We start from the raw sequence: 26,771 nt of genomic DNA, 5'->3' as shown, positions 1-26,771 counted from the left end.
CCATATCTAGCGTTAAATAACGCATATAAAAGATCGGCGTATCAGATTTATAGCTTTGATATCGCAACGTTTTTAGATATAGATTTATGCGGTGGGTGGGCGTAACAAAGATTGAGCGCGTGCGACTTTTTGGCCGATAATGACAGATTGGAAACGAGCTAAAGAAGAGACAAATGGATTAGCGACTTGAACCGCCTGAATTGGGTAAGAAGTCGCAGAACATACTGAGGCGCAACAATCGGCACCTGAACAATGGTTACCCATCATATGACTGCCGTCTTCGCTCATTGAAGACATATCGCATTGAGCCATCAAATCATGGGCACTCATATTAGAGTGTTCAGCAGGTGCTTCTTCACTCATCACATGGCATCCCGCCATTGAGTCATTAGTCGACGTATCACTGTGGTAACAAGCCGATTCGCTCGAACTCATTTCCATCATCATTACTTTAGTCATCATAGTCGATGAGCTTGAGGCATAGCTAGACATCAACATCGCGATGATGCTGAAAACAGTAATCCAACTTGTTCGGAGTGTGTTTGTCATAGCTAACCTTTAAATTTATAAGACGACTATAAAGGTTACCCTTAGGGTAAGGTCAACGATGACGGACAAATATTTGCTGAAATTGACAGTTACTGCTGCATAGATAAACAAAAAGAGCACTCCATAAGCAATAGAGTGCCCCTTCTATTGGATACGATTAAGTATTCAACGACTTATGAGTATCATATTCAGCCATCGCATTCTTAAGTGCCGTTAAGTCAGAACCACACAAGTGCTGCCTCAATGATTCAAACTTTTCTGGCGGCCAGTCGTATATATTCATTGAGATTAGCTCTTCGATAATAGTCTTATCGAAGCGGTGTTTGACCACTTTTGCTGGGGAGCCAGCCACAATACTGTAAGGTTCAACATCTTTTGCAACGACGCTGTTCGACGCCACTACTGCGCCTTCGCCAATCGTCACGCCGGGCATAATCATCGCTCGCATGCCTAGCCAAACACCATCTTTGATATGTGTGTCCCCTTTACCGATGTAGGCATCTTCAATCACATCCATAAATGGATACAAAGAAAACCAATCGACTCGGTGGGTATGGTTACCGCCCATCAGAATCACAACCTCTGCACCAATACAGACATAATCACCGATATACAGTTCGTCGATTTCCCATCGTGGCTCCCACTGACGACTGACTTCATCACCATGAAGATAACGAACGACTGAACCTTCAAACCCGTTGTCCCAGCAATCGCTGTAATAACTGTGTTGACCCTTGATGTGAATGTTGGGGTTAGTAACAACCTCATGAAGCAATTCGAATTTAGACCAATGCTTATTTTGCATTTCTACCTCTGATTAACTTATTCGTTTTATTCGTTTAAATATCAAAACATTCGACTTTGCAGATCCGAGGTGCACAAGCTAACGTCCCAATAAACACAGGTTCTATTGAGTTAAATAATAAGTATCACGCTTAAATCATAGCAATGTCGCTAAAACTAAAGAGGCGTCAGTGGATTCGAGGTTGCTTTAAGAGGGGAAGTAATTTCACAGTATGCTCAGAATAACTCGATTGGAAAATTTACGTGTGGATTGTATCCCTTAGCACGCACCAATTTGACAGAGAAATGTGATTAATAAGGTTTCAAATATAAGTTCGTAGAACACAGAGCAAGTCTGCACCTGTGGTATTAAACAGGATCAGACTCGGTTATATTTTTAGATATAGGTTCAACGACTACATGCGAGCAAGCTGTGCTTTTCTGTCTTTATTCACGACACAGAAGTTGCCACGCTTAGTTCGGCATTTTGAACATCTTTCGCACTCAACAGGGCTTCTGTCCCCTTCTTTCCAACGCTTAACCAAATTTGGTTCAGAAAGCAGCGGTCTTGAAAGCGCAAAGTATTCAATGCCCGTGTTATTTGCGATAGCTTCTATGGCATCGAAATCCTTCAATCCACCCACAGTGATAACTGGGATATTAACGTCTTGGCTGATAGCATGACCATATTCGTGAAAATAACCTTCAGCTTGAATGGTAAACCCATCATGTGACTCGCCAATCATAGTGTCAGCTTTACCATGAATGTTGCCAGAAACCACAATGCCATCAACACCCACTTCTTCTAGCTTTTTACACACTAGGCGCGTCTCATCGAAGGTCACACCGCCCTCGAAAAACTCAGAAGCAGTCAATTTAACTAGGATTGGAAAATCATCACCCACTAACTTGCGCGTTGCCGTGTAGATCTCTAGCAAAAATCTCATGCGATTCTCTAGGCTACCACCGTATTCATCTTCACGTTGGTTGTAATAAGGGCTTAGAAATTGATTAATCAGGTAAGTGTGAGCAGCATGAATTTCGACGCCATCAAAGCCTGACTTCTGTGCTCTCAATGACGCTTGAGCAAAGGCATCAACAATGTAATCAATTTCGTCTTTGGTCATCGCTTTGCCTAGTGTTTGGGTCCCTTTTTCCGGAACCTCACTCGGTGCATAGATCACTCGTTCGCCTAGATCATATGTGGTTTTCGTACCGCCATAAGCCAATTGCATTACGATTTTAGAGTCGTTTTCATGGACCAATTGAGTGAGCTTTTGATACTCTTCGATAAACGAGTCGTTATACATGCCCATCATGCCCGCATTAGGCTTCTCTTCTTCGACGATGTTGGCATAGCCCGTCACGATCAGACCGACTTCACCTTGAGCCAACTCTTCATAGATAGCGTAAAGCTTGTCTGTCATATGGCCATCTTCTGTTGCCATATTTTCCCACGTCGCGCTTCGCATAAAGCGGTTCTTCAATGTCATTGTGCCGATGCGGGTTTCTGTAAACAAAGTGCTCAAGTCTTATCCTCATTAAATCTTTATTGTGTTTGCCCATTTTAAAAGACAAAAGAGAACCACTTCTTTTTCACAAAGTGACTCTCTTTTGTCCATTACTGAATGGGCGTTGATTTATGCGGATAGTACAGAGAATAAGACGAGGAAAACTTAATCTAGATTAAGAGAGCAGTACTCTCACATGAGAAAGAGATAGAAAACAGCAGAAGGAGATAAAAAGATTGGGAAATAGAATAAAAGAAAGTCGCTCAGTTTTAATAAGCGACTTTGTTCAATTTAATCTGGACTAAGTCAGTAGTTCTTACGAGAGGTGTCCACCTGCGAATTGGCCTGCTAACAGCTATTTAAACTCATAGGTGTAAGATGCACCAACACTGTTGTTCTCTCCAAAATCATCCTCAGCAAAAATTGTGAAGAAATTGAATGATTGAGCATCACTCAATTTATAGCTCACACCAACACCAGCCCAATAGCCAGAGTAATCGTCAGAACCCATTGAACCACCACCAAAGCCCATGATAGACCATTCATAGGTTATCGTTTTTAAGCCAAACGCTCCGATATAGCCACCATGTGTCGAGCTCGGCATCAATACATAATCCGAGCCCACATTCTCATCATTGAATACGGCTACTTCACCATCGTTATAGCTGTAACCAGCCATTGGGAAGATTTGCCAACCGAACGGCTCAATATCGAAATAACTCAGTGGTATAAACGTACCAATACTGTAGTTATTCTTATAAGCATCGTTGTCGTATTCTGAACGGCTAAAGTTGAAGTTGACGATACCCAATGGCAATAGCCATGAACCGCCTACTCGCCACTCTTCACCATCTGCATTAACACGAGCATTGATCATTCGCGCTTCATCCAGCCCAATAGAGCCCGAAAACTTAAGCTCTTCGTTATAAGCAACGCCTGCTTTGGTTACGATCTTAGTCGGATCATCAGGGTGTTTCTCTTCAGCAAAAGCCCCCATAGACCCGAGCGTTGCCGCAGCAACAAGTAATAGAGTACGTAATGTCATTAGAAGGTCGCACTAACGCCAACAAAGTGGATACGGCCATCGAAAGAGCCATTGAGCAAGTTGCGCCCTGTAGGTCCATCACGATTCATCTCAACCGAACCTAAGTCTGCGTATTCGTAGAACACATCGATCAAGATTTCATCCCAGTAAGTAGACGCGCCTACCGAGTAGCGATACTGTTCGCCTACAGGGAGGTCAACCCATTGCATTGACGGATCGTCTTGTGGCGATGTTTCATAAGAGAAGCCTGCTTTTAGACGCCAGTCTGAGTTAAGTTGATAATCAGCACCAACCGCAAATTTCCAAACATCATCCCAATCACGCTTGATTGGAACCCCACCCACAGGATTACCACCCACTGATGCACCAAAGTCTAGTACTGTCTCGTCCCACGCGCTCCAACGGTGGAACTGAATGCTTGCAAGCAGGTCTAGTTGAGAATTCAGTGCATAACTCGCACTGGCATCGATAATTTCAGGTAAAGCAATATCTGTCGATAATGAATTCAAAACGCTAGCACCTAGTTTACCATTCACGTCATTGTTGAATTCATGCTCTAGCTTAGAGCGGTAACTCGCGCCAAGCTTAAGTTTTTCTGTTGGTGTGTACATTACGCCAAGGTTATAGCCATAAGCCCAGTCAGTGTCTTGTTTGGCCGTTAACATTGAAGTCGTTTGTTGGAACGCAGCCCAACTGAATTGAACACCGGCACCTACTGACCATTGGTCATTCAGCTTATAACTGAGTGATGGGTTCACTTGCATTGCAGTTAGAGTAATATCTTCTAGAAGTGCAGCACCCGCCCATTCACTGCCGTAATCTAGGCTAGAGCCACCGACAGCGCCAAGCGCAATACCAAGGTGTAGTTTGTCTGTTACTTGGTGCGCGTGGAAAGCGCCAAATGACGGCATAACTGAATGAGCTTTACCATCTTGCTTATCACCGTTGTCTTGATATTTCATCTCAAGATCGAACGCCATAGTATTGATGGTCGTTTTGCTTTCGCCCATGTGAGACATGGTTGCAGGGTTAGTCCACATCGCAGCAGCAGAGCGAGTGTAAACACCGTCCCCGGCGCCGGTAGTACCAGCATTAGCGACGACAGCTTCTTGTAAAAATAGACCACTTGCGAAAGCATTTAAGCTAGTAAAAATTGCGGCGGCAGCTAGCGAGTAAGTAAAAGTTTTGTTCATCAGATTGCTCATTCAGCCTTAGACATTAAATTACTCTAAGGTTATCGCAAAGCCCCATAAACAAAGGGAATATCGATTATTCCTGTACAAACACTATTTAAACTTTCTGGCGACGTACGGCCGTGGTTTGTCACGATGAATTTCACGTTGAGCAGCAATCGCCCTGTTCTTACCTAACCCGACCTTTATCTGATACCAAGTTTCGTAGAACACAGCCATACCAGGGCTTGACCACCAAGTTTTGTTGTAAAGTTTCTTATTAGCAGCGACGACATCTGGCGATCGATTCGCGCATTCCAATGCCAACGCATAAGCTTCCGCGTAAGGATCTTCGGCAATCTTGGTTACTAGTCCATAATCTTTCGCTGTTTCACTGTCGATCACCTTGGCCGTCATCGCCATTTCTAACGTATGATCCTTACGCATCAGCTCGCGAAATGCGATGGCGCCTCCCATGTCAGGAATCAAACCCCACTTCGCTTCCAATATCGAGAAATTTGCATCAGGGCTAGCGATTCTAAAATCACCACCACTGGCTAATTGAAGGCCACCTCCCCAACAACGACCATGAATCGCAAAAATGACAGGACATGGGATCTCTCGCCAACCAAGCGAAAATCGCTGCGCAGCATTGGGTAATGTCGGTAACCATTTGAACAAAAGCTTCATCGCCCCAACTTTACTGTTCAATAACGATTTAACATCTAAACCAGAACAAAAGTCTGAACCACTGCCTTTAACAATAACAGCTCGAATATCTCTGTTCTTCTTGAGATCACTTATCATGTCATTAACGGCTTCAAACATAGCCATATCAATAGCATTGAGCTTATCGGGTCGGTTCAAAACAACCGTCGCAATTTGGTTTTCATCGATAGAACAAGTAATACGATCGAGGTTTGGCATGGTGGCTACCTTATAAGTGGTCAGACCTTTAGATTATACATTTTATTAACATATGCCAAACTTGCACATTAAGAAGCGAGACCTGTGTTGCTTAACACTTCCCCTTACACAGACAGCATCAATAAAAAGCAGTGATGGGTCGCTCCATTCACTGCTTTTCATTCGTCGCTTTAATTGCCAATAGCTTTGCTTACCAATGGCTTTAGGTTATTAGCAGAACCTATGCTCTTCGGGATTTGAGTAATAAAAAGATAAAGTAACTGCCACCAATAATGGAAACTAACGTGCCTGCAGCTAGCTGCGCTGGGAACACCACCACTTGCCCTAACCAGTCTGCAAATAGCATGAGAGCAGCACCAATTAAAAACGACAAGATGATCTGCTCTCGAATCAAACGAGCCCCCACCATTGCAGCGATATGCGGAGCTAACAAGCCGACAAACGCGACAGGCCCCATGGTTGTTGTCACGACCGAACATAAAATCGCGACAATGCACAACAATGCCACGTAAGCGATATTGATATTCAACCCTCTGGCTCTCGCGAACTGACGTCCGGTCGCAATTAAGGTCACCCAACGACTCAGCAGCAGAGCCACACCAATACAAACGGTTATCACTATGGCCATAATCGCTGCTGACTCGGGTTCCACACGATAGGTAGAACCTGCCAACCACGCCAATAAGGTGTATTTCCCTTCTCCTACTCGCGTTAAAGAGAATTGCACTAAAGCCTCTAACACTGCAGTCAACGAGATACCTGTAAGTATTAGGATAGACGGAGCAAACTGGTGCTTCTTGCCAAGGAACAGCAACAAACAGAGTGCAATCGCACTACCTAAGAAAGCAATCCAAGGGCTCAATGAGTGAATCGAATAGCCCATAAATAAGCTACTTAAAATCAACGCCAAAACTGCACCCGCCGAAACCCCAAGAATGTCTGGGCTTGCTAATGGGTTGTAAACTAACCTTTGCAGAATCACACCCGCAACCGCCAAGCCGCCACCAGCGAATATCGCAGTTAACATCCTCGGCCAACGGATAGACCATTCAAATGCGTCTGGGATAACAAAGTAGCCCATATCAGAAGAAGGCTGAGACAATGTACTCAACGCCAGCAACCCGAAAATCATTGTGCCCAATAAGAAGTAAGCCAAAGGTGAAATAAACTTTGGTCCTTTAGGCATCGAGAAAAACAGCTGATCTTGAGCAGACATTTGCTTGCGAGCAATAATGATCAAAGCTGGAGCACCGATTACCGCAGTTGCCGTTCCTGTTGGAATCATATCCAAAGACCATTGCGCTAAGAAGATCGCCAAGCTGTCGGTCACACAAAGCAACAGCGCACCTAACACGCAGCTTACTATGAGTTCCGATTTCGCCTTCAAAAAGCCCAAGTGCCTTGCGATATTAGGAGCTATCAAGCCAATAAAGCTGATCACGCCCACTGAGGTAATCGACACAGAAACTAACCAAACTCCAATCGCCATTAATACAAAGAAGGTCATGCCGATGTTAAGACCACGCGCAGCAGCCCCTTCTGTACCGATTGAAAGCAAAGTCAGAATTCGCGGAGCTAAGAAGAATATGGCCAAAATCGGCAGTAGTTTAGGCATCAACCAAAGCACTTGTTCCCAACCATTTTGCCCTAGATCGCCCGCTCCCCAAACAAACAAGTTCTGCGCATACTGATCGTTGAGCAGAATAATCGCTGTCGCAAATGCCCCTAGCAATAAGTTGACCGCCATACCCGCCAATACAATGGGTAAACCGCTCATGTTTTTAATGCCGACAATCGAAACAATCAGCCCCATCGCGAGCAGCGCACCGATCAGCGCGAACCAAACTGAATACTGAGCGACCAACATCGGTGCAACCACATTAAGAATAACCAGACCAAGCCAAGCGCCTGATGATGTACCTAAAGTTAACGGAGACATCATTCTGTTCTGCGTCAGCTGTTGAAACAGGCTACCTATGGTGCCGAGTGTTCCACCAACCAAGATCGCCATGGCTAAGCGAGGCAAGTTGACATAGATTAACGCCATCAACTCGAATGAATCATCAACCATTGAATTGAATGTCGCGCTGTCACTGATCAGTGAAACTTGCTGGAGCAGCTCACCAATAGGGCCAAATTCAGATTGCCCTAACCATAAATGAACAAGGGAAGCGAAAAACAGCGCTGCCCCCATCACCAAACCACTGGATTTCATTACTGCTCCGCTAAGGTCAACAGCGATTGCGCCATAGCTTCCGCGTTGTACAAAATCGACATGGCACCACCGTAGCTCCAACTTGCTGCCACTGGGCTAAATTGACCATTACGAACAAAGGGCATGCTCTTCCAGACTGGAGAGCGGTCTAGTTTGTCTTGATATGGGAAAGGTTCAAAATAAAGCGCAATGCCCTTCTTAACGTTCTTAAGCTCTGTCATTCGTTTTTGACTGATGCCCCACTGGCTTACAGGAAGATCCATCGCATTTTCAAAACCAAGCTTTTCAAGTGCATATTGTGGAATCGAATTATCGCCGTAGATAAACACCGATGTGGTACTCGCAAAACGGAAAGAAGTGACTTTTGGCTTGTTGCCCGGATACGCTTTGTCTAACTCAGCTTTTAGAACAGCGATACGTTCGTCCATCGCTGCGAGCTTCTTGTCGGCTTGATCTTCTTTACCCAGTAATTGACTAATCTTCTTAAAGTTCTCAATAGCAGCCGCTGCATTGCTGTGTTGTTCACTGTACGTTTGGTAGTAAAGTACTGGCGCAATTTCAGAGAGTCGATCCTGAAGATCTTTCTGCGGTGAAGCGATGAGAATCACATCAGGATTTAGCTTCTTCAAAGCAGAAAAATTGGGCTCAGTTCGAGTACCAATGTCCGCCACGCCTTCTGGAATCGCAGGTTGAACAACCCAATCGGTATAACCTGCAATATCAGGCACCGCTACTGGTGTGATACCGAGTTCAATCACTTGTTCAGCAATGTCCCAGTTTAACGCAGCCACTCTAACGGGCTGAGCTTCAAGGGTTTTTACGCCCTCACTGTCTTCAACTTGAAAATTGGCCATCGCATTAAACGATAAAGCGCTCGCTAATACAGTTACCACTAGCTTTGTATTCAAGCTCTTTACTTTAGAAACATGGGAAGCTATTCGTTGTAAATTCATATTGTTGCCTACTCAATCTAAATTCTATATTTATTCAAACGACAAAAGCAGCCCAGTAAAGGCTGCTTTAAATTGATAACCCTAACTTAGTTAGAATTCGTAATTAACATTAAATTCTACAGTTTGCTCTTGACCGTACCAGCAATAGCTCTCATTCCAACAAGTGTAATACTCTTCATTGAATATGTTATTTGCAACGACATTAGCTGTTGCGTTCTTAAGCGAGCTGTTAACCTCGCCTAAGTCATAACCTAGAGACAAATCAACTAAAGTATATGATGGTACTTGGCCTTTATTTTTGTCTGACGTATCGTTTAGAACCGTTTCTCCCACATAACGCACGCCACCGCCGACTCTAAGACCACTCATTGCACCACTACGTACAAAATAGTTAGCCCAAACATTTGCAGTATGATCTGGTACAAATACTGGTGTTTGTCCGATATTTGATGCGTTTCTATCTTCAGTAATTTCCATATCTGTGTATGTGTAGTTCGCTAACACATCCAAGTTATCAGTGACTTGTGCTCGTCCTTCTAACTCAATACCTTGTGAGCGAATCTCACCAACTGAAGTCCATGGTGAAGCTCCATCAGGACGAACGCCCACATTTTTTTTGTTCACTTGGAACAGAGCCATCGAGCCTGAAATCATATTCTCATATGAGTCATACTTAAGGCCCAACTCGACTTGTTCACCGGTTTCAGGATCTAGGTTGTTACCGTTAGTATCTAACTTTACACTCGGTTCAAAACTGGTAGCAAAGTTAGCAAATGGAGATAAACCATTATCAAATTTGTACAAAGCACCTAAGCGGTATGAGAAATTAGTATCATCAGTATCCGTTTTACTTGGTGCACCACCAAATACTGATACTTTTGTCGTTGTTTCGACTTTGTCAAAACGACCACCAGCAATGAACACCCAATTATCAATCAACATCTGGTCTTGGAAATAGAAACCAAGCTGACTCACTTCAATGTCGTTATTTTGATAATACGTTTTTGTAAAATCATTCGGGTTCAGCTTATCGTTATTTGGATTGTAAAGGTTGATGCTATCAACACCTGCGAAAGCGTCGTAGGCTACATCACCCTCTGTGTTTCGATAATCCACACCAAAAAGTAAATAGTGATCCAATGAGCCAGTAGACACTAAGCCCGATAGTTGGTTATCAACACTAATACCCGTAGAGCTTTCATCCGTGCTATATGCCGAACGAGCTAATGAGCCAGTTGAAACATCAAAATTGCCACTGCTAGTACTTTCTTGATAAAAGTCAGTTTTCATATAACGGAAATTCTGAAGAAATGCCCAATTTGAGTTGAAATCATGGTTAAACTTATAACCAGTAATCAAGAAATCACGTTTGATGGTGTTGTAATTAACATCCCCGGCAAATGTCGAAGGTGAGACTTTTCCTGATTCAATCGCCGCTAATGGGAGTGTCACGTTCTGACCTAGTGCAGGGTCATTCTGATAATAAAGATTGAAGTTAATAAAGGTTTTATCAGACACATACCAATCGATTGATGGCGCAATCACATAGCGCTCTTCCTCAACACCGTCTACTTGCGTATCTTTCTTACGACCCAGAGCAACCAAGCGATAAGCAACGTTGTCACTCAAAGCACCCGTTGTATCAATTGAAGCTTCAACTAAGTTATCTAAACCCGTTGCCAAGCCAATTTTCGTAGACTCTTCGAACTTAGGCGATTTTGCAATGATATTGACCATGCCTCCTGGTGGCATTGATCCGTAAAGAACCGATGTTGGACCTTTGAATATTTCCAAACGCTCCATAGCAATAGGATCAATCTGAGGTTGTACGTTCCATCCAGGAAGGATTGGCAACATCATTCCGTCATAATAGTTATTCGTAGAGCCAAAACCGCGAATTTTAACCCAATCACTAAGAACCACTGCACCACCTTTATTCTCGGTTGATACACCTGGTGCATAACGAAGAGCTTGCATTACAGACTTAACACCACGTTGTTCCATCTGTTCGCTTTCGATAACGTTAAGTGTTTGCGGCGTTTCTTCTGGCGCTAAAACGGTTTTCGTTGCTGTATTACGGTAAGCTTTACCCATAACAGTGATAGTTTCTACATTCGAATCTGCCGAAGTAGTGGTATCTTCCGCGAATGCTTGCGCTGAAAACGCAGTCAGCAACGCGACTGCCAATGATGAATACTTAAAACGAGTGTGAGTGGTCATGATTCCCTCGGTACCAATGCTTAATTGTAAATAGTAATAAATCTCATTTGCATTGTATGTATCTAGAGATGGGATAATTAACAATTTGGTGCAAGTTCAAAAAGAACTTGGCCTATTTTTAGTAAAATTAGGTCAATTGCTGATTAAACACACAATTGCTCTAGTAGCATTCGACCTTGTAACCTTTGACCTTGTAACAAAAAGGCTTTTGAGGAAGGGGGGAGAAAGTCGGAGGGCTGAAATATGACTACGATTTAATAATTGGAACCCAGTACTCCATTTCCGCATCAGAAGCATGAGCTTGATAGCCAAATGGGTACATCTCAAGTTCATAACCATCAACGCCACGATAACCTGAATTTGGAAGCCAATTAAGCACGAACCAACTTAGAGTATGGGGTAGATGCTCTATAGGACCACGGTGCTTCACTACAGCATAGGTTTGCTTCGGAATCGTCAGCACCTCTAACTTATCAGAGATAATACTAGGCAGTTGCGGGATAGAGATCTCGTCATGAAGCTCAACGCCCGCCCAATAGTAAATATTGGTTCCGTCAAAGCAAGACTGAGTCAGGTCAACAACACCAATGAACTGGAGCATGTTGGCGTCAGGGATTTCAACCTCACCCTCTAAACGTGACCATAGCTGAGGGACTTTCTGTGTGAAGTCTTGCGTGAGTGAAAACAAGCCACTGATTTCTGATGTCATTCCTTTCACTAAGAAAGACTCTCTTTCATCAATGCGCACTTCCACAAAGCTTAACGCCCTATTTTCTGAATTACTCGCCGTTTCAGATACTTGTATCGGCTTTTTTAGCCCTACTCTTTTACCTGCTTTTCTATACTGACTTGGGCTTACCCCAAACATTTGCTTAAACGAACGGCTAAAGCTTATTTCTGAATTGAATCCGAGACCAAGCGCAATATCGATAACACGATCTTTTCCATCAAGCAGCTCTTCGGCAGCCTGACTTAACTTTAGCTCTCTCACATAGTTCGCCACGGTAAGCCCGGTTTCGGCTTGAAACACTCTTTGCAGCTGCCAACGAGACCAACAGCTTTGTTTCGCAATATCTTCTAGCGATAGTGTTGAGCTTAAGTTCGCATGGATATAAGCCAGAACGCGGCTGATACGATCAAATGCAGGTGTGTTCATATTCAAGCTTTCATCTTCTCTATTTTTGACTAGGGCGTGTTGGGTTCAACAATACTTTTATCACTTAAAGTGGCTTTTATCACTGAAAAAAGGACAGCCCACCCAAACTTTATAAATCTCAAAAACATTAAAAGCACCGAGTAGATGCTCCATTTTGTATGGTTATCCTCGACTATGTTCGTTATGATAACGCAACTGATTCTCATTTATTGATTTAAGATGCTTCCCCAACTGCACAATATTATCACCCGTCGGAAAGCCCCGTCTCTACATCAAAAAATCTTCGCTTACTCAAAACAAGTTACCCCCTATTTAAGCGGAAGCTTTGGTGCGCTTAATAACAGGAGCATTGCGGTAACAAATGAGAATAGTCATAAAGAGCTCAAACGAGTTTACGATGGTCTTTCGCAAAGCCACCCAGAAGCAGGTAAAGCGTATTGGTTAACGCGAACCTGGGATCTCGTGTGTTGGCAGCCTATCTATGTGACTTTCATTTCTATCTATGGGCTTCATTCATTGCCCGACATCAAGAATATCGGTCAATTTAGATACAAAGAGTTCATTACTGGTTACCGCTTCTTTAATGGTGATCATCAACATGGTTCACCAGAAGAGCTGATTCCAGATGCTGGTGAAGCCATTCTTGCACTGACTGAGTTTTATCGAAGCCAGATCAGTGAATGGACACGTATTCGCCCAGGATTTACCAATCATTTATTGGCCGATCTATTGTTAGGCAGTTTGATAAAACTTCAGCAGCACGAACCAAGCCTGAGCAACGATTACATTACTGCGCAAGCTAAGCTTTGGTTAGAAGCATGCCAGTTGCCTGAAAATCATTTAAACAGCCTTAAAGTGGACTCTAGTTCGGGGATGTTAAAACTGATCAGAATCAGCTGCTGCCTCGTTTATAAATGCGATTCAAGAAAGTACTGTGATAATTGCCCTAGGCATCCAGACAACAAAAAAATCGCTTAGTCACGCCATTTATTAAAGTTCAATACGACGAGCCTTCTCCCATTGAGCTTCGCTACTGATCTAATTACAGGACTGACATGTTTCAGCTTTCAAACATCAAAATTGTTCGTGATGAACGAACCATCCTCTCAATCGAAGACCTCACGATTCCGACCAATGAACTGACAGTCGTTCTTGGCCATAATGGTTCGGGTAAATCTACACTCGTTAATTTACTCTCTGGACAGATGTCGCCGGATCACGGCAGCGTGGAACTAGACGGCGCTTCCCTCTCTTCATTCAAAAGCAAAGACTTAGCGAAGAAGATTGCTTATTTACCGCAAAAGCTCCCCGCTTCTGCAGGCTTAACCGTAGAAGAGTTGGTTCGTTTAGGACGTTTCCCATGGAGAGGCGCGCTAGGCCGTTGGAATTCAGAAGATAAGTCGATTATCCAACAAGCGATGGAAAGAACCGGTGTCACTGAATTCTCACAAGCCTTGGCGGATGATTTATCGGGAGGAGAGCGTCAACGCGCGTGGGTATCGATGTTGTTGGCTCAGCAATCACCAGTACTAATCCTTGATGAGCCGACTTCGGCATTGGATGTGCATCATCAGTTTCAGCTTATGGGTTTGCTGTCTGAACTCAACAAAACGGAAAATGTTGGAGTGATCGTCATTTTGCACGATTTGAATCTAGCACTGCGTTACGCGACACACATCGTTGCCCTAAAGAAAGGACAGGTCGCGTTTGAAGGTAGCGCAAATAAGTTACTTGATGAACAAGCGCTATCCGCTTTGTATGAATCTCCTATTCGACTGATCGACCATCCAGTTCCAGCCAATACTGCAGCGAGTGAGAAGGTTGCCGTTGTTTGCCAATAACCTAAGCTAAATGGGTTAATCACTCGCTTTTTAGATAACTCCTCAGCACCATGAGCCAAAACGGAATGAATGTTTCCTTAAACTTGAGCATGCACAAGCTAAACTAATACCACGTCATGAAAATCAAGGGGCTTCCATGAACAATCATCATCGTATTCTTTCCTGTACTTTGGCACTCATCGCATCGAGTCCAATGGCTTCAACCTCAGCGTTGGCATGGCAAGTAGAGAAAATCACAGACGGCCTCGAGATTCCATGGGGCCTCGCTTATGTCGATGACAGTACTATGCTTCTCACAGAAAAAGCTGGCGTCATTAAACAGGTTGATTTAAAGACGGGTGAACAAAGCACACTGTTCAGGCTGCCAAATGTATGGGCGAAAGGCCAAGGTGGTCTATTGGATATCACTCTCTCCCCTTTTGAAAACGAAAAACTCTACGTCACTTACAGTAAAGACGTCGGAGGTGAAGGTGTAACGACACTGGCTTCTGCTAATTACAGCAATAATAAAATCACCAATTGGACAGACGTGTTGGTGACAAAGTCCAGAACAGACACCGGACGTCACTTTGGGAGTCGCATTACTTTTGATGATAGCCACCTGTACTTTTCAATCGGCGATCGCGGTGACCGAGACAACGGCCAAGACACCATGACTCACGCTGGCTCAATATTGCGATTAAATGCCGATGGAAGTACACCAAGCGATAACCCATTCTCGGATAACAACAAGGTGCTCAATGAAATTTGGAGCTATGGTCATCGTAATCCACAAGGCTTGTATTACGACTTCCCGACCCAAAAGCTGTGGTCGATTGAACACGGCCCGCGAGGTGGTGACGAAATTAACCTAATAAAAACAGGTGCCAACTACGGGTGGCCTGTCACGTCACACGGTAAAGAATACTGGGGCCCAATTCGCGTTGGCGAATCTGAAACCAAAGACGGCATCGAGTCTCCAATAAAAGTCTACGTTCCTTCAATTGCTCCGGGCAGCTTGATCGTCTACCAAGGTGACAAATACCCAGAGTTGAAAGGAAAACTTCTGGCTGGCGCGCTTAAACTTACTCACATCAATATTGTGACTGTCAATGAACAAGGTGAGGCAACCGAAGAAGAACGCATTTTAGAAGATTTAGGCGAGAGGATAAGAGACATCGAAACTTCACTAAGTGGCGACATCTTTTTCAGTACCGATAATGGCAACCTATATCGATTGAAAAAGTAGTCAAAAGCTCGTTCCAATAGAAACATGATGCTTACAGTGAGATTATAAATATAAGCCGTTAAAATTGGATTCAAGCTCCAATTATCGGCTTAATAATTTGAAAAATTAATGTGCAAAAACAGTGCAATTACTCCAAATTCGTCATCAATTTCGACTACCTTTTTCACAAAAACTACAACAAATCACCATACAACTGTAACTCCATGATATTTAAGGAATGCAAAGTTTGACTACCCCCAAGTTTCTACAACCTTTCACTATGGATTCGATTGACTATCCCCTAATTTGATTTAGACTTCATCTCGGCTAGAAAGAAAGTTCTTTGTATATAAACATTTCGTTGGATTACTAGTAACCCCGTTGTGTTGTACGCAATAGCAATAAACTTTTCCGCGCTATCAGTGCCACAATTGGCTCAAAATAAAAATTTAATTTTAGGATATCATCATGTCTAACACAGTTACTGGTAAAGTAAAATGGTTCAACGAAACTAAAGGCTTCGGCTTCATCGAGCAAGAAAACGGCCCAGACGTATTTGCACACTTCTCTGCAATCACAGGCGACGGTTTCAAAACTCTTGCTGAAGGCCAACAAGTTGAGTTCACTGTATCTCAAGGTCAAAAAGGCCCACAAGCTGACAGCATCAAAGTACTTTAATTTAGTATTTTAAAGCTTTCTGAAAATAGCCAGCCTCTGCTGGCTATTTTTTTACCCGCTATTCAGAGATTTAAACTAGTTAGTTCTATTCAACGTTTCCGCGAACGTGAACACATTCTTAGAAGCAACGCCTATTCTGCATGAAACTCATCGATAAATCAGAGAAACGAACAAGACGCCCTACTCTATGCTTCTAGACTTCAGCATCCTGAGCTGTATGAGAGTCAGCGAAGTGTGTGGTATTCGGGGGGAAGACTTGAACGAAGAACTTAGAACAGTGATCGCACGTGACCGAAAAGACCCACGTAAGAAAGAAGGCACCATATGGTCGTTCCTCTACTTGGTGAAGCATTAGATATTGTGATGAGGCAAGAACGTAAAGGAGAATTGATATTCCCTTATAACCCACACTCAGTTGGCCGAGGCTTTGTTGAAGTGTGTCAAAAGGTTGGAGTTGATAACCTGCGGTATCATGACCTACGCAGTGGAGGTGCAAGCCACTTGTTCGAGAAAGGCTTCACCATTGAGGAAGTTGCTCAAGTAACTGGTCATAGAAACCTAAACACATTGTGGCAGGTTTATACCCAGTTGTTCCCACATAAATTACACGACCGAAAAATATAAAAGCGATTAATGGTTTGTAGGGAATATAAAAACATTGACTCGAAGGGACCTATTTGTGTTCACAAGTAGGTCCCTTGCTGATGGTGAACAAAAGCTATTCAACCTATCAAGGTCTTGGACAAAAGTGAGTTTGAATAGAAGATTTTAGGAGCAACACATAATCACCCAGAATAGTCGGTTACAAGCTTAGAGATTTTGCTACTTGCAACACATCAAATGGTTGTGAGAAATGCGTGTCGGAAAAATTTTTAGCATCTTCAATTCCCACCTCCACGACAGAATCAATGGTATCTGGAAAACCCCTTACTAACTTTTTCCACTGCTCAAGAGGCTTTTCATCATTGGTAAATGATACATATCTAAGCATTATACGAGTGTACTCCGCTCTCTCAGCAATTGAACATCGCTCCATAGCCCTTTCGAATGCAAACAGCAGAACTCCTTTCTTGTTCTCATCAGTTAAGTTATTAAACCAAACATTTTGGATTCCCTTGCTATATTGAAAGCTGTTTCGTTGAGATAAACAGAGATCAACCTTTTCGTCTAGAGCTTGATAAGACTGCTCCATATCAGCTTTTAAGTGCGCCTCCCAGGTATCCGAAGCTGACACTGAAAAAGCTACCAACGAAAGCATAGAGATAAGGCTCCTACAACGCATTATGAACGCACTCCCAAAACTTGCGCTCTTCCCCATGAGTATTTAGTGCTGCCATTCCTGAAAGTTGCACTAACCTGCTTCGCTCAAGAGCCCCAACTGCTGCCACGGCATCTTGATACAACACCCAATCATAGGTAGTTGCATTATATGACGCAGATGCAATAGCAACACCTTTATAAGAGTCGCGGCCAGCAAAGATTTGGAAGAAAGGAACTGCCTTAATGATCTTGTCTAGAACAGAGCTCATGTCTGTGATGTGGTTCATTTGTTCAATGTATTCCTGCGTACGGGCTGATGGCTTAAAACCTTCAACACGACAAAACTCGCCTTTAACCATAATCTATAACTCGCCTTAAAAATTAGGTCTATGATTTTAATAAAAAAACAAACAAAATGAAGGTGACATCCGCACCAAATTAGTAGTGATAGTGACTAAAAGTAGCTCATAAACACTAATCAAACTTAATTTATACATAAGACTTGTCGCTAATCGAACAAACTGAAATAATCTTCCTTTAGATACCGCAGCCTCTGAGCTCAATAATTATATGATTGACCTATTATCTTTCTTAGCTTTAGCTGTCTATTTTTTATTTTGGTCTGGAAGTGATACCAGCAAAAAACAAGCATCTATCGCCATGTCGGTTTATCTTGTATACCTGTTTGTTTACAAGATTATTCCCCCTTTCCCAGTAATGACGACCAAGTATGATGGCCAGCTCTACGGCTTTCTGCCACTTGTTTCGTTAGGCGCTATCTTGCTCCCCCATTTTAATGGTCAATCACCTGAAGTAGTCACTCGAACATTAGGCTGGCTAGGAATCATTACCGCTATTTTCATTATGCTCTGTTTTAAGTTCTACGTCTGGTAGTCCTAAATTTTAAGCTCATTCAGCAATATTTGAGAATTAAGCTCACAGCAATCACAGCCAGAATAAATGCAGCTAAAGTCACACGGAGCACTGTTTCGATTCGTAAAGAAACAGAAGCGAACAGAGTGGTAAACATCTTTCTAAAAATAGCCAGCCTCTGCTGTAATGCCGTTCACTTAAGAGCGAACGGCATTAGCCTTTAACGGTCAATTTCTATTGTTCACAGATCGACTTATTGCGGGGGATACCAACCCTGCTCTTCCATCACATAGCGAGTACTAAATGGTTCACTAAAGCGTTTCTGAAGTTCCATGACCTTAATCACGTCTATATTTTTCATTCTTTCCGACGTTTGCTCTTCAAGAGGTATTAAATCGACAGCGTTTCTATCGAATACCTCTTGGGCATCCTGCTCTTGAATAGCTTTGAGCAAAGCTTCAGTTTCGAAGTGTGAACATTGTCTGTCATTGTAGTTCGCAATGTAGCTAGCTACGCTCTTTTTGTCTTCAATCGAGAGTGATTGAAACCAATCAGACTTTGGAAACGGGACTTCGTTTTTCTGAGCTAACTCAATACAAAAATCGATTCTCTGTAACCACTGTTTCTCTAGGCTCTCCACACTTGTTTGGCTATAGGCACAACCAGATAACAACGAAAGAGCTATTAAAACCTTACTTCGATAATTCAACCACACACCCCCAGAACTTTTGTTCCTCTCCATTTGTGAATATCTCACGTTCCATTGCTATTTTAAGGATCGCATTTCGAGTATAAGAGCTTGAACTCAACATCGCTTGACCAAACGTATCCCAGTCATTTTCTCTGATTGTTATCATCGTTTCAAACGGGCTTTTCGTGACACTTGGTGTGCCAAAGATAAAATAAAATGGAGTTGCCGCTAGAACTCCTGCTAAGAGGTTCCCTGATTCCATAATCGACTTAATATCAGCTACATCTCTCTTGCTTCTCTTACTAAGCTGCATGTTTTTTATTTCACAAACACCAATAGTTGCCATATCAATACTTCTCAAATTGCATAAACTCTAGATGTTTTTTAGATATTTAGACTGGAATTGTCAATTCGCAAAAGTTGATGGTATGCACGTAAATAGAACAATCCGCACATTTACTGTCAGAAACATCATTTTAACCATAAACTCAGACCAATTAACTTAATGAGTGCTATCTATTTCAAAAAAAACAGAGAGTTGTCGCCATCTGATTTTTCTATTTATCATAATCTAATGATTTTAATGAAACTCACTCGAAAGAAAATAACGACTTACTATCAGTCAATTTGGGGCAACCGTTAAATCAAGTATTACTTAAAATTTCTTCTTGCTAGCTAACTGTTCTACTTCGTTTATACTAGGCACAACTTATCTATAGGCTGTGATTTCAAAAAACTCATTGGTACACCTATAGTACACCTCATCCGATTGGAACCCTTACATCACATGGCTCTAAAACCCACAATCTATAAGTTTCGTATCTCTTTAACCGATATGAATCGCGACTATTACGACTCTTTTAATCTAACGGTTGCACAACACCCTTCTGAAACAGAACAGCGCATGATGGCGCGTATCATTGCTTTCTGTATCAATGCATCTCCTGAACTTGAGTTCACTAAAGGATTGTCTAGCATTGAAGAACCGGATTTATGGCAGAAGTCGTTAGATGACCAAATCTTAGAGTGGATTGATGTGGGCGAACCCGATCCAGAACGTGTTAAGAAAGCGACTCGCCTATCTAAGTCTGTGAGCGTGTTTAGCTTCAACACTAAATCGAATGTTTGGTGGGAACAGAACAAAGGTAAATTCGGTTACCTGAAAGCTCAGATCGTTCGTCTAGACAACGATGGTATTGAGCAACTAGCAGCGATGACACAACGTACTATGGACCTTTCAGTAATGCTGTCGGGTAACTCTGCGTTTGTAAACAGCGACACTCAATCTGCAGAAGTCACGTGGGAAGAGCTACAGAGTAATGACTGAGATCCAAACTCAGACTGAACCTCAGCGCCAAACTAAGCTCGAAGCCTGTTTGCAGCGCGCAGGTCTCGATTCAGTCAAAGCGCTGACGACTGGTTATGAAAAAGAGTTAAAGTCATTTATTGATGAAAACCATGCTCTGTTTAGACACGCTTGCGAGAACAAACCGGACAACTCTGCACGTCAGACGTTGCTTGGCCTGTTAACCAAGGTACATATCGATGCAAGCTATCGCTTTGAAAGCAATAAAGAAGCGAATGAGGCAATGCAAAATGTATTCGATACTACAGTGGGCACTGAGCACAGCGACAAGTTTCAAAACTCTAACGCTCAGCAGTTAAAGTTAATCACTCATTTGTGGTTGTTCGTTCAGGGGCGGCTAGGAATGGATTACAGCTTAGCCAATGATCACGCTGCAGTAGCCGCTGCGCTACTGTCTCGCGTATCGAGAAACACCGGTGATGAGATACGCGTAGAGTTCATGGCAAGTTTTTATGATGGTTTGAACACCTATCAAGCTGAGAACAAGCCGGCCGGTTTTGTTCACCGCTTTAAGCGTTTGTTTAATCTTTCTTAAGCACTCCACCAGCTGCTGTACCCAAATTTGCGCTTTATAGATTCTGTAGAGCGCATCTAATTTCCGTTCCAACCAACCCACATCGAAAATGCAGATTCCCTATTACGCTCGTTCCTCACTTTAGGGAATGACGAAAGGGACTAAGTCGCTCATTCTGCAAGATCATCAGCGTTTGCTTCTAAAAGGCTGGCGTAGCATACACACTGAACCCCCACCCTCGTATTTTACCTCACTCGCCGTCATCCTCGAGAAGGAGGAACGACTGAGTCGGGGATCTCCCGCTAACCACACTAATAAACACCTAATCAAAACAGATTCCCTATTACGTTCGTTCCTCACTTTAGGGAATGACAAAAGTGAATGAGTCGCTCATTCTTCACTCTAGGGAATGACGACATTCGCGGTCTTTGCCGTTTACTTCATTACAAGTACAAAAAAGCCCCGCAAAAAGCGAGGCTTAGAAAATTTATTTTCAACGAACATCAATTTACAGAGGCTAAATCGAGCTTATCAAATAACGAAACGTATTAACGCAGGCCGTGTAAGAATTCGTGGCGCGTTGCTGGGTTTGATCTGAAGATACCACCCAGTGCTGTTGTCGTCGTTTCGCTGGTTGCGTCCATAACACCACGAGATTTTACGCAGTAATGAACCGCATCCATGGTGACAGCAACATCATCCGTTTCTAGTAGGGTTTGCAATGCTACAAGGATTTGCTGCGTCATACGTTCTTGAACTTGAGGACGTTGAGCAAAAAAACGAACGATTCGGTTGATCTTCGAAAGACCAATGATCTTACCTTGCGGAATGTAAGCTACTGCGGTTTTACCATCAATGGTGACTAAGTGATGCTCACATGTGCTAGTTACGGTAATGTCTTTTACTCGTACCATCTCACGAACACCCATCTTGTTTTCGATCACGGTGATTTTAGGAAAATTGGCGTAATCCAAACCAGAGAAAATCTCATCCACATACATTTTCGCAATACGTTGTGGTGTTTCTTCCAGACTGTCATCGGCAAGATCAAGTTCAAGGAGAGTGAGAATCTCACGCATATGGTGTTCGATTCGTTCCTTTTTCTCTTCTCGGCTAACCTGGTTAGGACGCATTGGTGTCTCTAATCCGCGGCTTGCTAGCGCATCTTTAACCAACTTCGCTGATTCGCTAAGACCTGACATTGAACTTCCTCTTTTAATACCCCTTCTGGATGGCAAACAAGGATACTCGTAATTTTGAATAAATACACCCATATTTTAAGGGAGGTCATTATTTACGGGGCTTAAACTATGCTAAAGTGGCTGCAATTTCGTTGGCGAACAACCGTGATTTGATAATTATTGAGCCACCATTGCCAACCACTAAATCAAAATAATAACGACCAAAGGATTTCAATTATGGGCTGTTGCGACGCTCCGGGCTTGATGCCAATTGAAGAAGCACTAGATAAGCTGCTATCACCAATTAAACCGATTCAAACGACTTTATCACTGCCACTGGCGGATGCATTGGGTTACGTACTTGCTGAAGATATTCTATCCCCTATTTTCGTACCTCCTTTTGATAACTCAGCAATGGATGGCTACGCACTGCGTTTAGCCGATCTAAAGAACGGTAAAGTACTACCTTTGGCAGGCAAGTCCTTCGCAGGCCAACCATTTGAAGGCGAGTGGCCAACGAACACTTGTATTCGCATTATGACAGGCGCAAAAATCCCAAAAGGGTGTGATGCGGTCGTGATGCAAGAAAACACGCGTGAAACAGACGCAGGCGTTGAAATCCAACAAGATGATATTAAGCTAAACAACAGCATTCGTCCTACCGGTGACGACATCAAGCAAGGTGATATCGTTCTCAGCCGCGGCGAACGTTTAACACCTCGCGACATTCCAATGATTGCTTCATTGGGTGTGAGTCACGTAACTGTGTTACACAAGCCTAAAGTCGCTTTCTTCTCTACTGGCGATGAACTAAAACCATTAGGTCAACCTCTTGAAGACGGTCAGATCTACGACAGTAACCGTTACGGTATTAAACCATTAATCGAAGCCTTTGGCTGTGAAGCAATCGACCTAGGTATCATCCCAGATTGTCCTGCGACGCTTAAAGAAACCTTCGAAAAAGCACAGCAAATAGCAGATGTAGTTGTGACTTCTGGTGGCGTGAGTGTTGGTGAGGCGGATTACACCAAAGACATTTTGGAAGAGATCGGCCAAATCGGCTTCTGGAAACTGGCAATCAAACCGGGCAAACCGTTCGCATTCGGTGAATTAGATAACGCGTGGTTCTGTGGCCTACCGGGTAACCCAGTATCAGCGATGATGACGATGTACGTACTGGTTCAACCTATGCTGGCTAAGCTTGCGGGTCATACTGCGTGGACAGCGCCAGAATCTATTCCTGCTATAACCAAGTCTGCATTCAAAAAAGGCCCAGGCCGTACTGATTATCAGCGTGGTATTTACACCATTGAAAACGGTCAGTTTGTTGTAGAAACAACGGGTAACCAAAGTTCAGGTGCTTTCCGTTCTATGAGTCTAGCAAACTGCTTTGTGGTACTAGAGCGCGAACGCGGACGTGTAGAAGTGGGTGAAACGGTTCAAATTCAGCTGTTTAACTCGACGCTTTACTAACGAGGCTTGTGATGGAAATACTGTCTGACGCAGAGATGCTTCGTTACAACCGCCAAATCATCCTTAAACAGTTTGATTTTGAAGGCCAAGAAGCACTTAAGCAGAGTTCGATCTTGGTGTTAGGTGCAGGAGGCTTAGGTTGTGCTTCTGCTCAATACCTTGCAACTGCGGGCATAGGTAAGCTGACTCTTATCGATGATGATGATGTCGAACTTTCGAATTTGCAGCGACAAGTGCTTCATACCGATGCTGATATTGGTAAGAAGAAAGTCAATTCGGCAGCCGAGTCGCTGCAGGTATTGAACCCTCATCTGACAATTGAAACTGTCGACCACAGGCTTGATGACCAAGCGCTTGAAAAGTTGATTGAAACGCACTCGCTTGTTCTTGATGCCAGTGACAACGTTGAAACGCGCAATCAACTTAATCGCTTGTGCTACGCCTCAAAGACACCACTTGTCTCTGGAGCCGCAATTCGCATGGAAGGTCAAATTAGCGTATTCACCTATCAGGATGCAGACGCACCGTGTTACCAATGTTTGAGTGCTCTATTTGGCAATGCTGCGCTAAGCTGTGTTGAAGCGGGTGTTATGGCTCCGGTTGTCGGCATGGTTGGCGCGGCTCAAGCTTTGGAAGCTATCAAAGTAATTGCTAAGTTTGGGCAACCCAAGCAAGGCAAACTTTTAATTCTAGATGCGATGTCACACAACTGGCGTGAGATGAACTTAATGAAGATGCCTAATTGCTCAGTGTGTGGGTAACCGAACAATTCTCTCTCCTATACACCTAAGCCTTGGCCTCGAGTCAGGGCTTTTTATCGTTCAAAATTAGCCTGCTAACGTCTTTATCAATTTGAAATAACAGATGAGAGATTGGTTTCATTTGAATTCTCATTTTGAGAAAAAAGTAAAAACCCAACTCACAGAAGGTAAAACACCTAATAATCAAACACTTAAACATGGCATACAACTTGATTAAGTATCTATACCTTCCATGACAAGGATGTAGATATGAGAATCACAACGTTAAGTTTGCTATTAAGTGCGCCTCTAGTCGCCAACGCAGCGCCATTCGATACATGTCCAAGCAAGGCATACCTCTTTCAGTCAAAACCCGTCGAAGTTTGGGGTGTAAACCTAGTGACTGGTTCAACTACCCTTCTCGAAGACGATACGGGCATGAATGCCAACATCAATGGTGTTGGTTTTGATTTTGAAGACCGATATATCTACGGGTACGACACCACAAACAAACGCTTAGTTCGCCTTGGCCAAGATTTCCAAGCAGAAGTGATCAATACCAGTGGTTTACCCACTGAGCACACCTTTTATGTTGGTGATGTTTATAATCACGTTTATTACCTATACCGTAAAGGAAAAGGCCTATTCACTGTCGATCTTTCCCCTTTAGATACCGATTCAAACGCAACCGTAGCCGTAAATAAAATTTCAGGCAGCCCTGCAACTGTAAACTTGACCGATTTTGCCTTCCACCCTAGTGATGGCTCTTTATATGGTATTGATAACAACTCCGGTGGTTTGTACCAATTCAACCCAACCACAGGTGCAGAAACCTACATCGGTGATACCGGCGAACTAGGTACGTTTGGTGCTGGGTACTTTGATGTGAACGGCTATTATTACGTATCTCGAAACCAAGACGGAAAAATCTACCGTATTAACTTATCTCCAGGCAACGCTACCAATATCGATGCTGGTATTGTTCCTGCGGTTGAATTTGTGTCGAATGGCCCAGCGTCTGGTCAAAATGATGGTGCTCGTTGTGCTAATGCTCCTGTTGTGGATGAAGATTCAAGCATCGACTTCGGGGATGCTCCTGATAGTTACCTAACGCTGTTAGCAAGCAATGGTCCTAGACATGAATTGGATGGCGTAACTTGGTTAGGAACAACGCCACCAGATGCTGACTTAGATGGTTACGTGACACCACAGTCTGATGAAACTGTTGGCGTAGATGATGAATGGGCTAACGGTGGTATCGGTTTTGTAACCGCACTAGAAGCAGGGCTTGATTCTAAAGTTGTAATCGAGGCTTCAACAACGGGCTATCTATCAGCTTGGATCGATTGGAACCAAGATGGCAGCTTTGACGGTACCAATGAACAAGTATTTACCGACTACCAACTTTCTGCGGGCGAAAACGATCTATTCCTTAACGTTGACATCAACGCGCTGACTGGTACTACGTGGGCTCGTTTTAGATTCAGTCAACAAACCAATTTGAACTACTTTGGTGGTTCTACATCTGGTGAGGTGGTGGATATTCAAGTTGATGTTCTCAACGATGGCGCTACTGCACGCTACTTCCCTAGCGCTTCTGGTTACGCAACCCTAGCTTACGAGGACAACTGGCCATATAAAGCGGACTACGATATGAACGACGCCGTAATTATGTACCGAATTACAGAGATCCTTAAAGATGGAAAAGTAGTGAAATCCACCATCGACGGCCGCTTAGCCGCGGTAGGGGCAAGCTACAGAAACGGGTTTGCCATTCGCCTGCCAAACTTAGCACCATCATCAGTTGATAGCGGCAGCTCTTACATGAAACACAACGGCATCTTTACGGATTTAGACTTAGAAGAAGGACGTAGCGAGGCGATCTTTATTATTGCTAACGACCTTACAGAGAAAATCAGTACCGACTGTACCTTCTACCGTACCAGTAATGGATGTAAGAATGACGAACAATTCTCCTTCCAAATCGGTATTACTTTAGCAAATGATGGAGTAAGTACAGGTAGTTGGACAGATATGCCTTACGACCCGTTCATTTTCGCAACTCCTGGGCATTATCACGGTGAAAACTTACCTCTGCATCCAGGTCGTAGCTGGGAGGTTCACTTACCCGACCAAGCTCCAACCGAGGCCTTTGATACTGACAACCTATTTGACTCAGGCTTAGGTGTTGATGACAGTGATCCTACAATTGGAAAATATTTCAAAACAGCAGAGAATCATCCTTGGGCACTGATAGTGACTTCCGACGATGAATGGGAATGGCCTCTAGAGTACGTGGATATTGTTACCGCTTACCCAGAGTTCAAACAATACGCGGAATCAGGTGGTGACACGAACCAAACATGGTATCAATCACCTGCTGACAACCAACGCTACGAACCTTAAGGAGAGATGT

Annotated in this window: 25 protein-coding genes and 1 pseudogene; 11 read left to right on the top strand and 15 right to left on the bottom strand. The window is 43.4% G+C overall.

Features of this window, described 5'->3' with window-relative positions:
- Positions 1-84: 84 nt before the first annotated feature.
- The 10 genes from Q5H80_RS16815 to Q5H80_RS16770 form a co-directional block, all read right to left on the bottom strand.
- Positions 85-549 carry a hypothetical protein gene (locus Q5H80_RS16815; RefSeq protein WP_304570554.1) on the bottom strand — a complete coding sequence of 155 codons (465 nt, stop codon included), beginning with the start codon at positions 547-549 and terminating at the stop codon, positions 85-87.
- A 157-nt stretch (positions 550-706) separates the two neighbouring features.
- The gene (locus tag Q5H80_RS16810) at positions 707-1,354 is read right to left on the bottom strand and encodes a CatB-related O-acetyltransferase (RefSeq protein WP_304570553.1); all 648 of its coding nucleotides are present in this window, start codon (positions 1,352-1,354) and stop codon (positions 707-709) included.
- A gap of 394 nt (positions 1,355-1,748) precedes the next feature.
- On the bottom strand, positions 1,749-2,804 hold the full coding sequence (locus Q5H80_RS16805) for an NADH:flavin oxidoreductase (protein WP_304570765.1): 1,056 nt from the start codon (positions 2,802-2,804) through the stop codon (positions 1,749-1,751).
- A gap of 394 nt (positions 2,805-3,198) precedes the next feature.
- Complete coding sequence (locus tag Q5H80_RS16800) at positions 3,199-3,888, bottom strand: hypothetical protein (RefSeq protein WP_304570552.1); 690 nt, start codon at positions 3,886-3,888, stop codon at positions 3,199-3,201.
- Complete coding sequence (locus tag Q5H80_RS16795; protein WP_304570551.1) at positions 3,888-5,081, bottom strand: OmpP1/FadL family transporter; 1,194 nt, start codon at positions 5,079-5,081, stop codon at positions 3,888-3,890. The genes Q5H80_RS16800 and Q5H80_RS16795 overlap by 1 nt, the downstream gene beginning before the upstream one ends.
- 93 nt (positions 5,082-5,174) lie before the next feature.
- Complete coding sequence (locus tag Q5H80_RS16790; RefSeq protein ID WP_304570550.1) at positions 5,175-5,987, bottom strand: crotonase/enoyl-CoA hydratase family protein; 813 nt, start codon at positions 5,985-5,987, stop codon at positions 5,175-5,177.
- 220 nt (positions 5,988-6,207) lie between these two features.
- The gene (gene fhuB / locus Q5H80_RS16785; protein WP_304570549.1) at positions 6,208-8,202 is read right to left on the bottom strand and encodes a Fe(3+)-hydroxamate ABC transporter permease FhuB; all 1,995 of its coding nucleotides are present in this window, start codon (positions 8,200-8,202) and stop codon (positions 6,208-6,210) included.
- Positions 8,202-9,155 (bottom strand): iron-siderophore ABC transporter substrate-binding protein, encoded by a 954-nt coding sequence (locus tag Q5H80_RS16780; RefSeq protein ID WP_304570548.1) that lies wholly within the window; start codon positions 9,153-9,155, stop codon positions 8,202-8,204. Before Q5H80_RS16780 ends, fhuB begins: the two co-directional genes overlap by 1 nt.
- A 90-nt stretch (positions 9,156-9,245) precedes the next feature.
- On the bottom strand, positions 9,246-11,375 hold the full coding sequence (locus tag Q5H80_RS16775) for a TonB-dependent siderophore receptor (protein ID WP_304570547.1): 2,130 nt from the start codon (positions 11,373-11,375) through the stop codon (positions 9,246-9,248).
- A gap of 247 nt (positions 11,376-11,622) precedes the next feature.
- Positions 11,623-12,531 carry an AraC family transcriptional regulator gene (locus tag Q5H80_RS16770; RefSeq protein WP_304570545.1) on the bottom strand — a complete coding sequence of 303 codons (909 nt, stop codon included), beginning with the start codon at positions 12,529-12,531 and terminating at the stop codon, positions 11,623-11,625.
- A 219-nt stretch (positions 12,532-12,750) separates the two neighbouring features.
- Here Q5H80_RS16770 and Q5H80_RS16765 point away from each other — a divergent pair, with 219 nt between their 5' ends.
- The 5 genes and pseudogenes from Q5H80_RS16765 to Q5H80_RS16745 form a co-directional block, all read left to right on the top strand.
- On the top strand, positions 12,751-13,509 hold the full coding sequence (locus Q5H80_RS16765; protein WP_304570544.1) for a siderophore ferric iron reductase: 759 nt from the start codon (positions 12,751-12,753) through the stop codon (positions 13,507-13,509).
- A gap of 77 nt (positions 13,510-13,586) precedes the next feature.
- Positions 13,587-14,372: an ABC transporter ATP-binding protein gene (locus Q5H80_RS16760; RefSeq protein WP_304570542.1), complete on the top strand. Its 786-nt coding sequence runs from the start codon at positions 13,587-13,589 to the stop codon at positions 14,370-14,372.
- Between the two features lie 136 nt (positions 14,373-14,508).
- Positions 14,509-15,600, top strand: a complete 1,092-nt coding sequence (locus Q5H80_RS16755; RefSeq protein WP_304570540.1) for a PQQ-dependent sugar dehydrogenase — start codon at positions 14,509-14,511, stop codon at positions 15,598-15,600.
- A gap of 447 nt (positions 15,601-16,047) precedes the next feature.
- A complete protein-coding gene (locus Q5H80_RS16750) occupies positions 16,048-16,257 on the top strand; it encodes a cold-shock protein (protein WP_004731543.1) in 210 nt (69 codons plus the stop codon).
- 85 nt (positions 16,258-16,342) lie between these two features.
- Positions 16,343-16,881: pseudogene (locus Q5H80_RS16745) on the top strand (tyrosine-type recombinase/integrase); the annotation flags it as partial.
- Positions 16,882-17,059: 178 nt separating this feature from the next.
- Here the strand turns inward: Q5H80_RS16745 and Q5H80_RS16740 are convergent.
- Both Q5H80_RS16740 and Q5H80_RS16735 read right to left on the bottom strand, forming a co-directional pair.
- Positions 17,060-17,515: a hypothetical protein gene (locus Q5H80_RS16740; RefSeq protein ID WP_304570539.1), complete on the bottom strand. Its 456-nt coding sequence runs from the start codon at positions 17,513-17,515 to the stop codon at positions 17,060-17,062.
- Between the two features lie 13 nt (positions 17,516-17,528).
- Positions 17,529-17,876 (bottom strand): hypothetical protein, encoded by a 348-nt coding sequence (locus tag Q5H80_RS16735; protein ID WP_102536427.1) that lies wholly within the window; start codon positions 17,874-17,876, stop codon positions 17,529-17,531.
- Between the two features lie 211 nt (positions 17,877-18,087).
- Here Q5H80_RS16735 and Q5H80_RS16730 point away from each other — a divergent pair, with 211 nt between their 5' ends.
- A complete protein-coding gene (locus Q5H80_RS16730) occupies positions 18,088-18,411 on the top strand; it encodes a hypothetical protein (RefSeq protein WP_304570537.1) in 324 nt (107 codons plus the stop codon).
- A gap of 232 nt (positions 18,412-18,643) precedes the next feature.
- Here the strand turns inward: Q5H80_RS16730 and Q5H80_RS16725 are convergent, their stop codons facing one another.
- Together Q5H80_RS16725 and Q5H80_RS16720 are read right to left on the bottom strand one after the other, a co-directional pair.
- Positions 18,644-19,099 carry a hypothetical protein gene (locus Q5H80_RS16725; RefSeq protein WP_304570535.1) on the bottom strand — a complete coding sequence of 152 codons (456 nt, stop codon included), beginning with the start codon at positions 19,097-19,099 and terminating at the stop codon, positions 18,644-18,646.
- The gene (locus tag Q5H80_RS16720) at positions 19,083-19,427 is read right to left on the bottom strand and encodes a hypothetical protein (RefSeq protein WP_304570534.1); all 345 of its coding nucleotides are present in this window, start codon (positions 19,425-19,427) and stop codon (positions 19,083-19,085) included. The genes Q5H80_RS16725 and Q5H80_RS16720 overlap by 17 nt, the downstream gene beginning before the upstream one ends.
- A gap of 441 nt (positions 19,428-19,868) precedes the next feature.
- Here Q5H80_RS16720 and Q5H80_RS16715 point away from each other — a divergent pair, with 441 nt between their 5' ends.
- Both Q5H80_RS16715 and Q5H80_RS16710 read left to right on the top strand, forming a co-directional pair.
- Positions 19,869-20,408, top strand: coding sequence for a YaeQ family protein (locus tag Q5H80_RS16715; RefSeq protein WP_004731545.1), 540 nt, complete (start codon positions 19,869-19,871; stop codon positions 20,406-20,408).
- Positions 20,401-20,982 (top strand): hypothetical protein, encoded by a 582-nt coding sequence (locus Q5H80_RS16710; RefSeq protein WP_304570533.1) that lies wholly within the window; start codon positions 20,401-20,403, stop codon positions 20,980-20,982. Before Q5H80_RS16715 ends, Q5H80_RS16710 begins: the two co-directional genes overlap by 8 nt.
- A 527-nt stretch (positions 20,983-21,509) precedes the next feature.
- Here Q5H80_RS16710 and folE read toward each other — a convergent pair.
- On the bottom strand, positions 21,510-22,163 hold the full coding sequence (folE, locus tag Q5H80_RS16705) for a GTP cyclohydrolase I FolE (protein ID WP_004731548.1): 654 nt from the start codon (positions 22,161-22,163) through the stop codon (positions 21,510-21,512).
- A gap of 216 nt (positions 22,164-22,379) precedes the next feature.
- Between folE and moeA the strand changes: the two genes are divergently transcribed.
- From moeA to Q5H80_RS16690, 3 genes are all read left to right on the top strand, one after another.
- Complete coding sequence (gene moeA / locus Q5H80_RS16700; RefSeq protein ID WP_304570532.1) at positions 22,380-23,615, top strand: molybdopterin molybdotransferase MoeA; 1,236 nt, start codon at positions 22,380-22,382, stop codon at positions 23,613-23,615.
- A gap of 11 nt (positions 23,616-23,626) precedes the next feature.
- Positions 23,627-24,376 carry a molybdopterin-synthase adenylyltransferase MoeB gene (moeB, locus tag Q5H80_RS16695; protein WP_304570531.1) on the top strand — a complete coding sequence of 250 codons (750 nt, stop codon included), beginning with the start codon at positions 23,627-23,629 and terminating at the stop codon, positions 24,374-24,376.
- Between the two features lie 249 nt (positions 24,377-24,625).
- Complete coding sequence (locus Q5H80_RS16690; RefSeq protein WP_304570530.1) at positions 24,626-26,761, top strand: LruC domain-containing protein; 2,136 nt, start codon at positions 24,626-24,628, stop codon at positions 26,759-26,761.
- Positions 26,762-26,771 lie beyond the last annotated feature (10 nt).

Source organism: Vibrio sp. SNU_ST1 (assembly GCF_030563405.1).
Lineage (GTDB): Bacteria > Pseudomonadota > Gammaproteobacteria > Enterobacterales > Vibrionaceae > Vibrio.
Note: the sequence above shows the minus strand (reverse complement) of the source record. Positions and strands in the feature narration are given on the sequence as shown.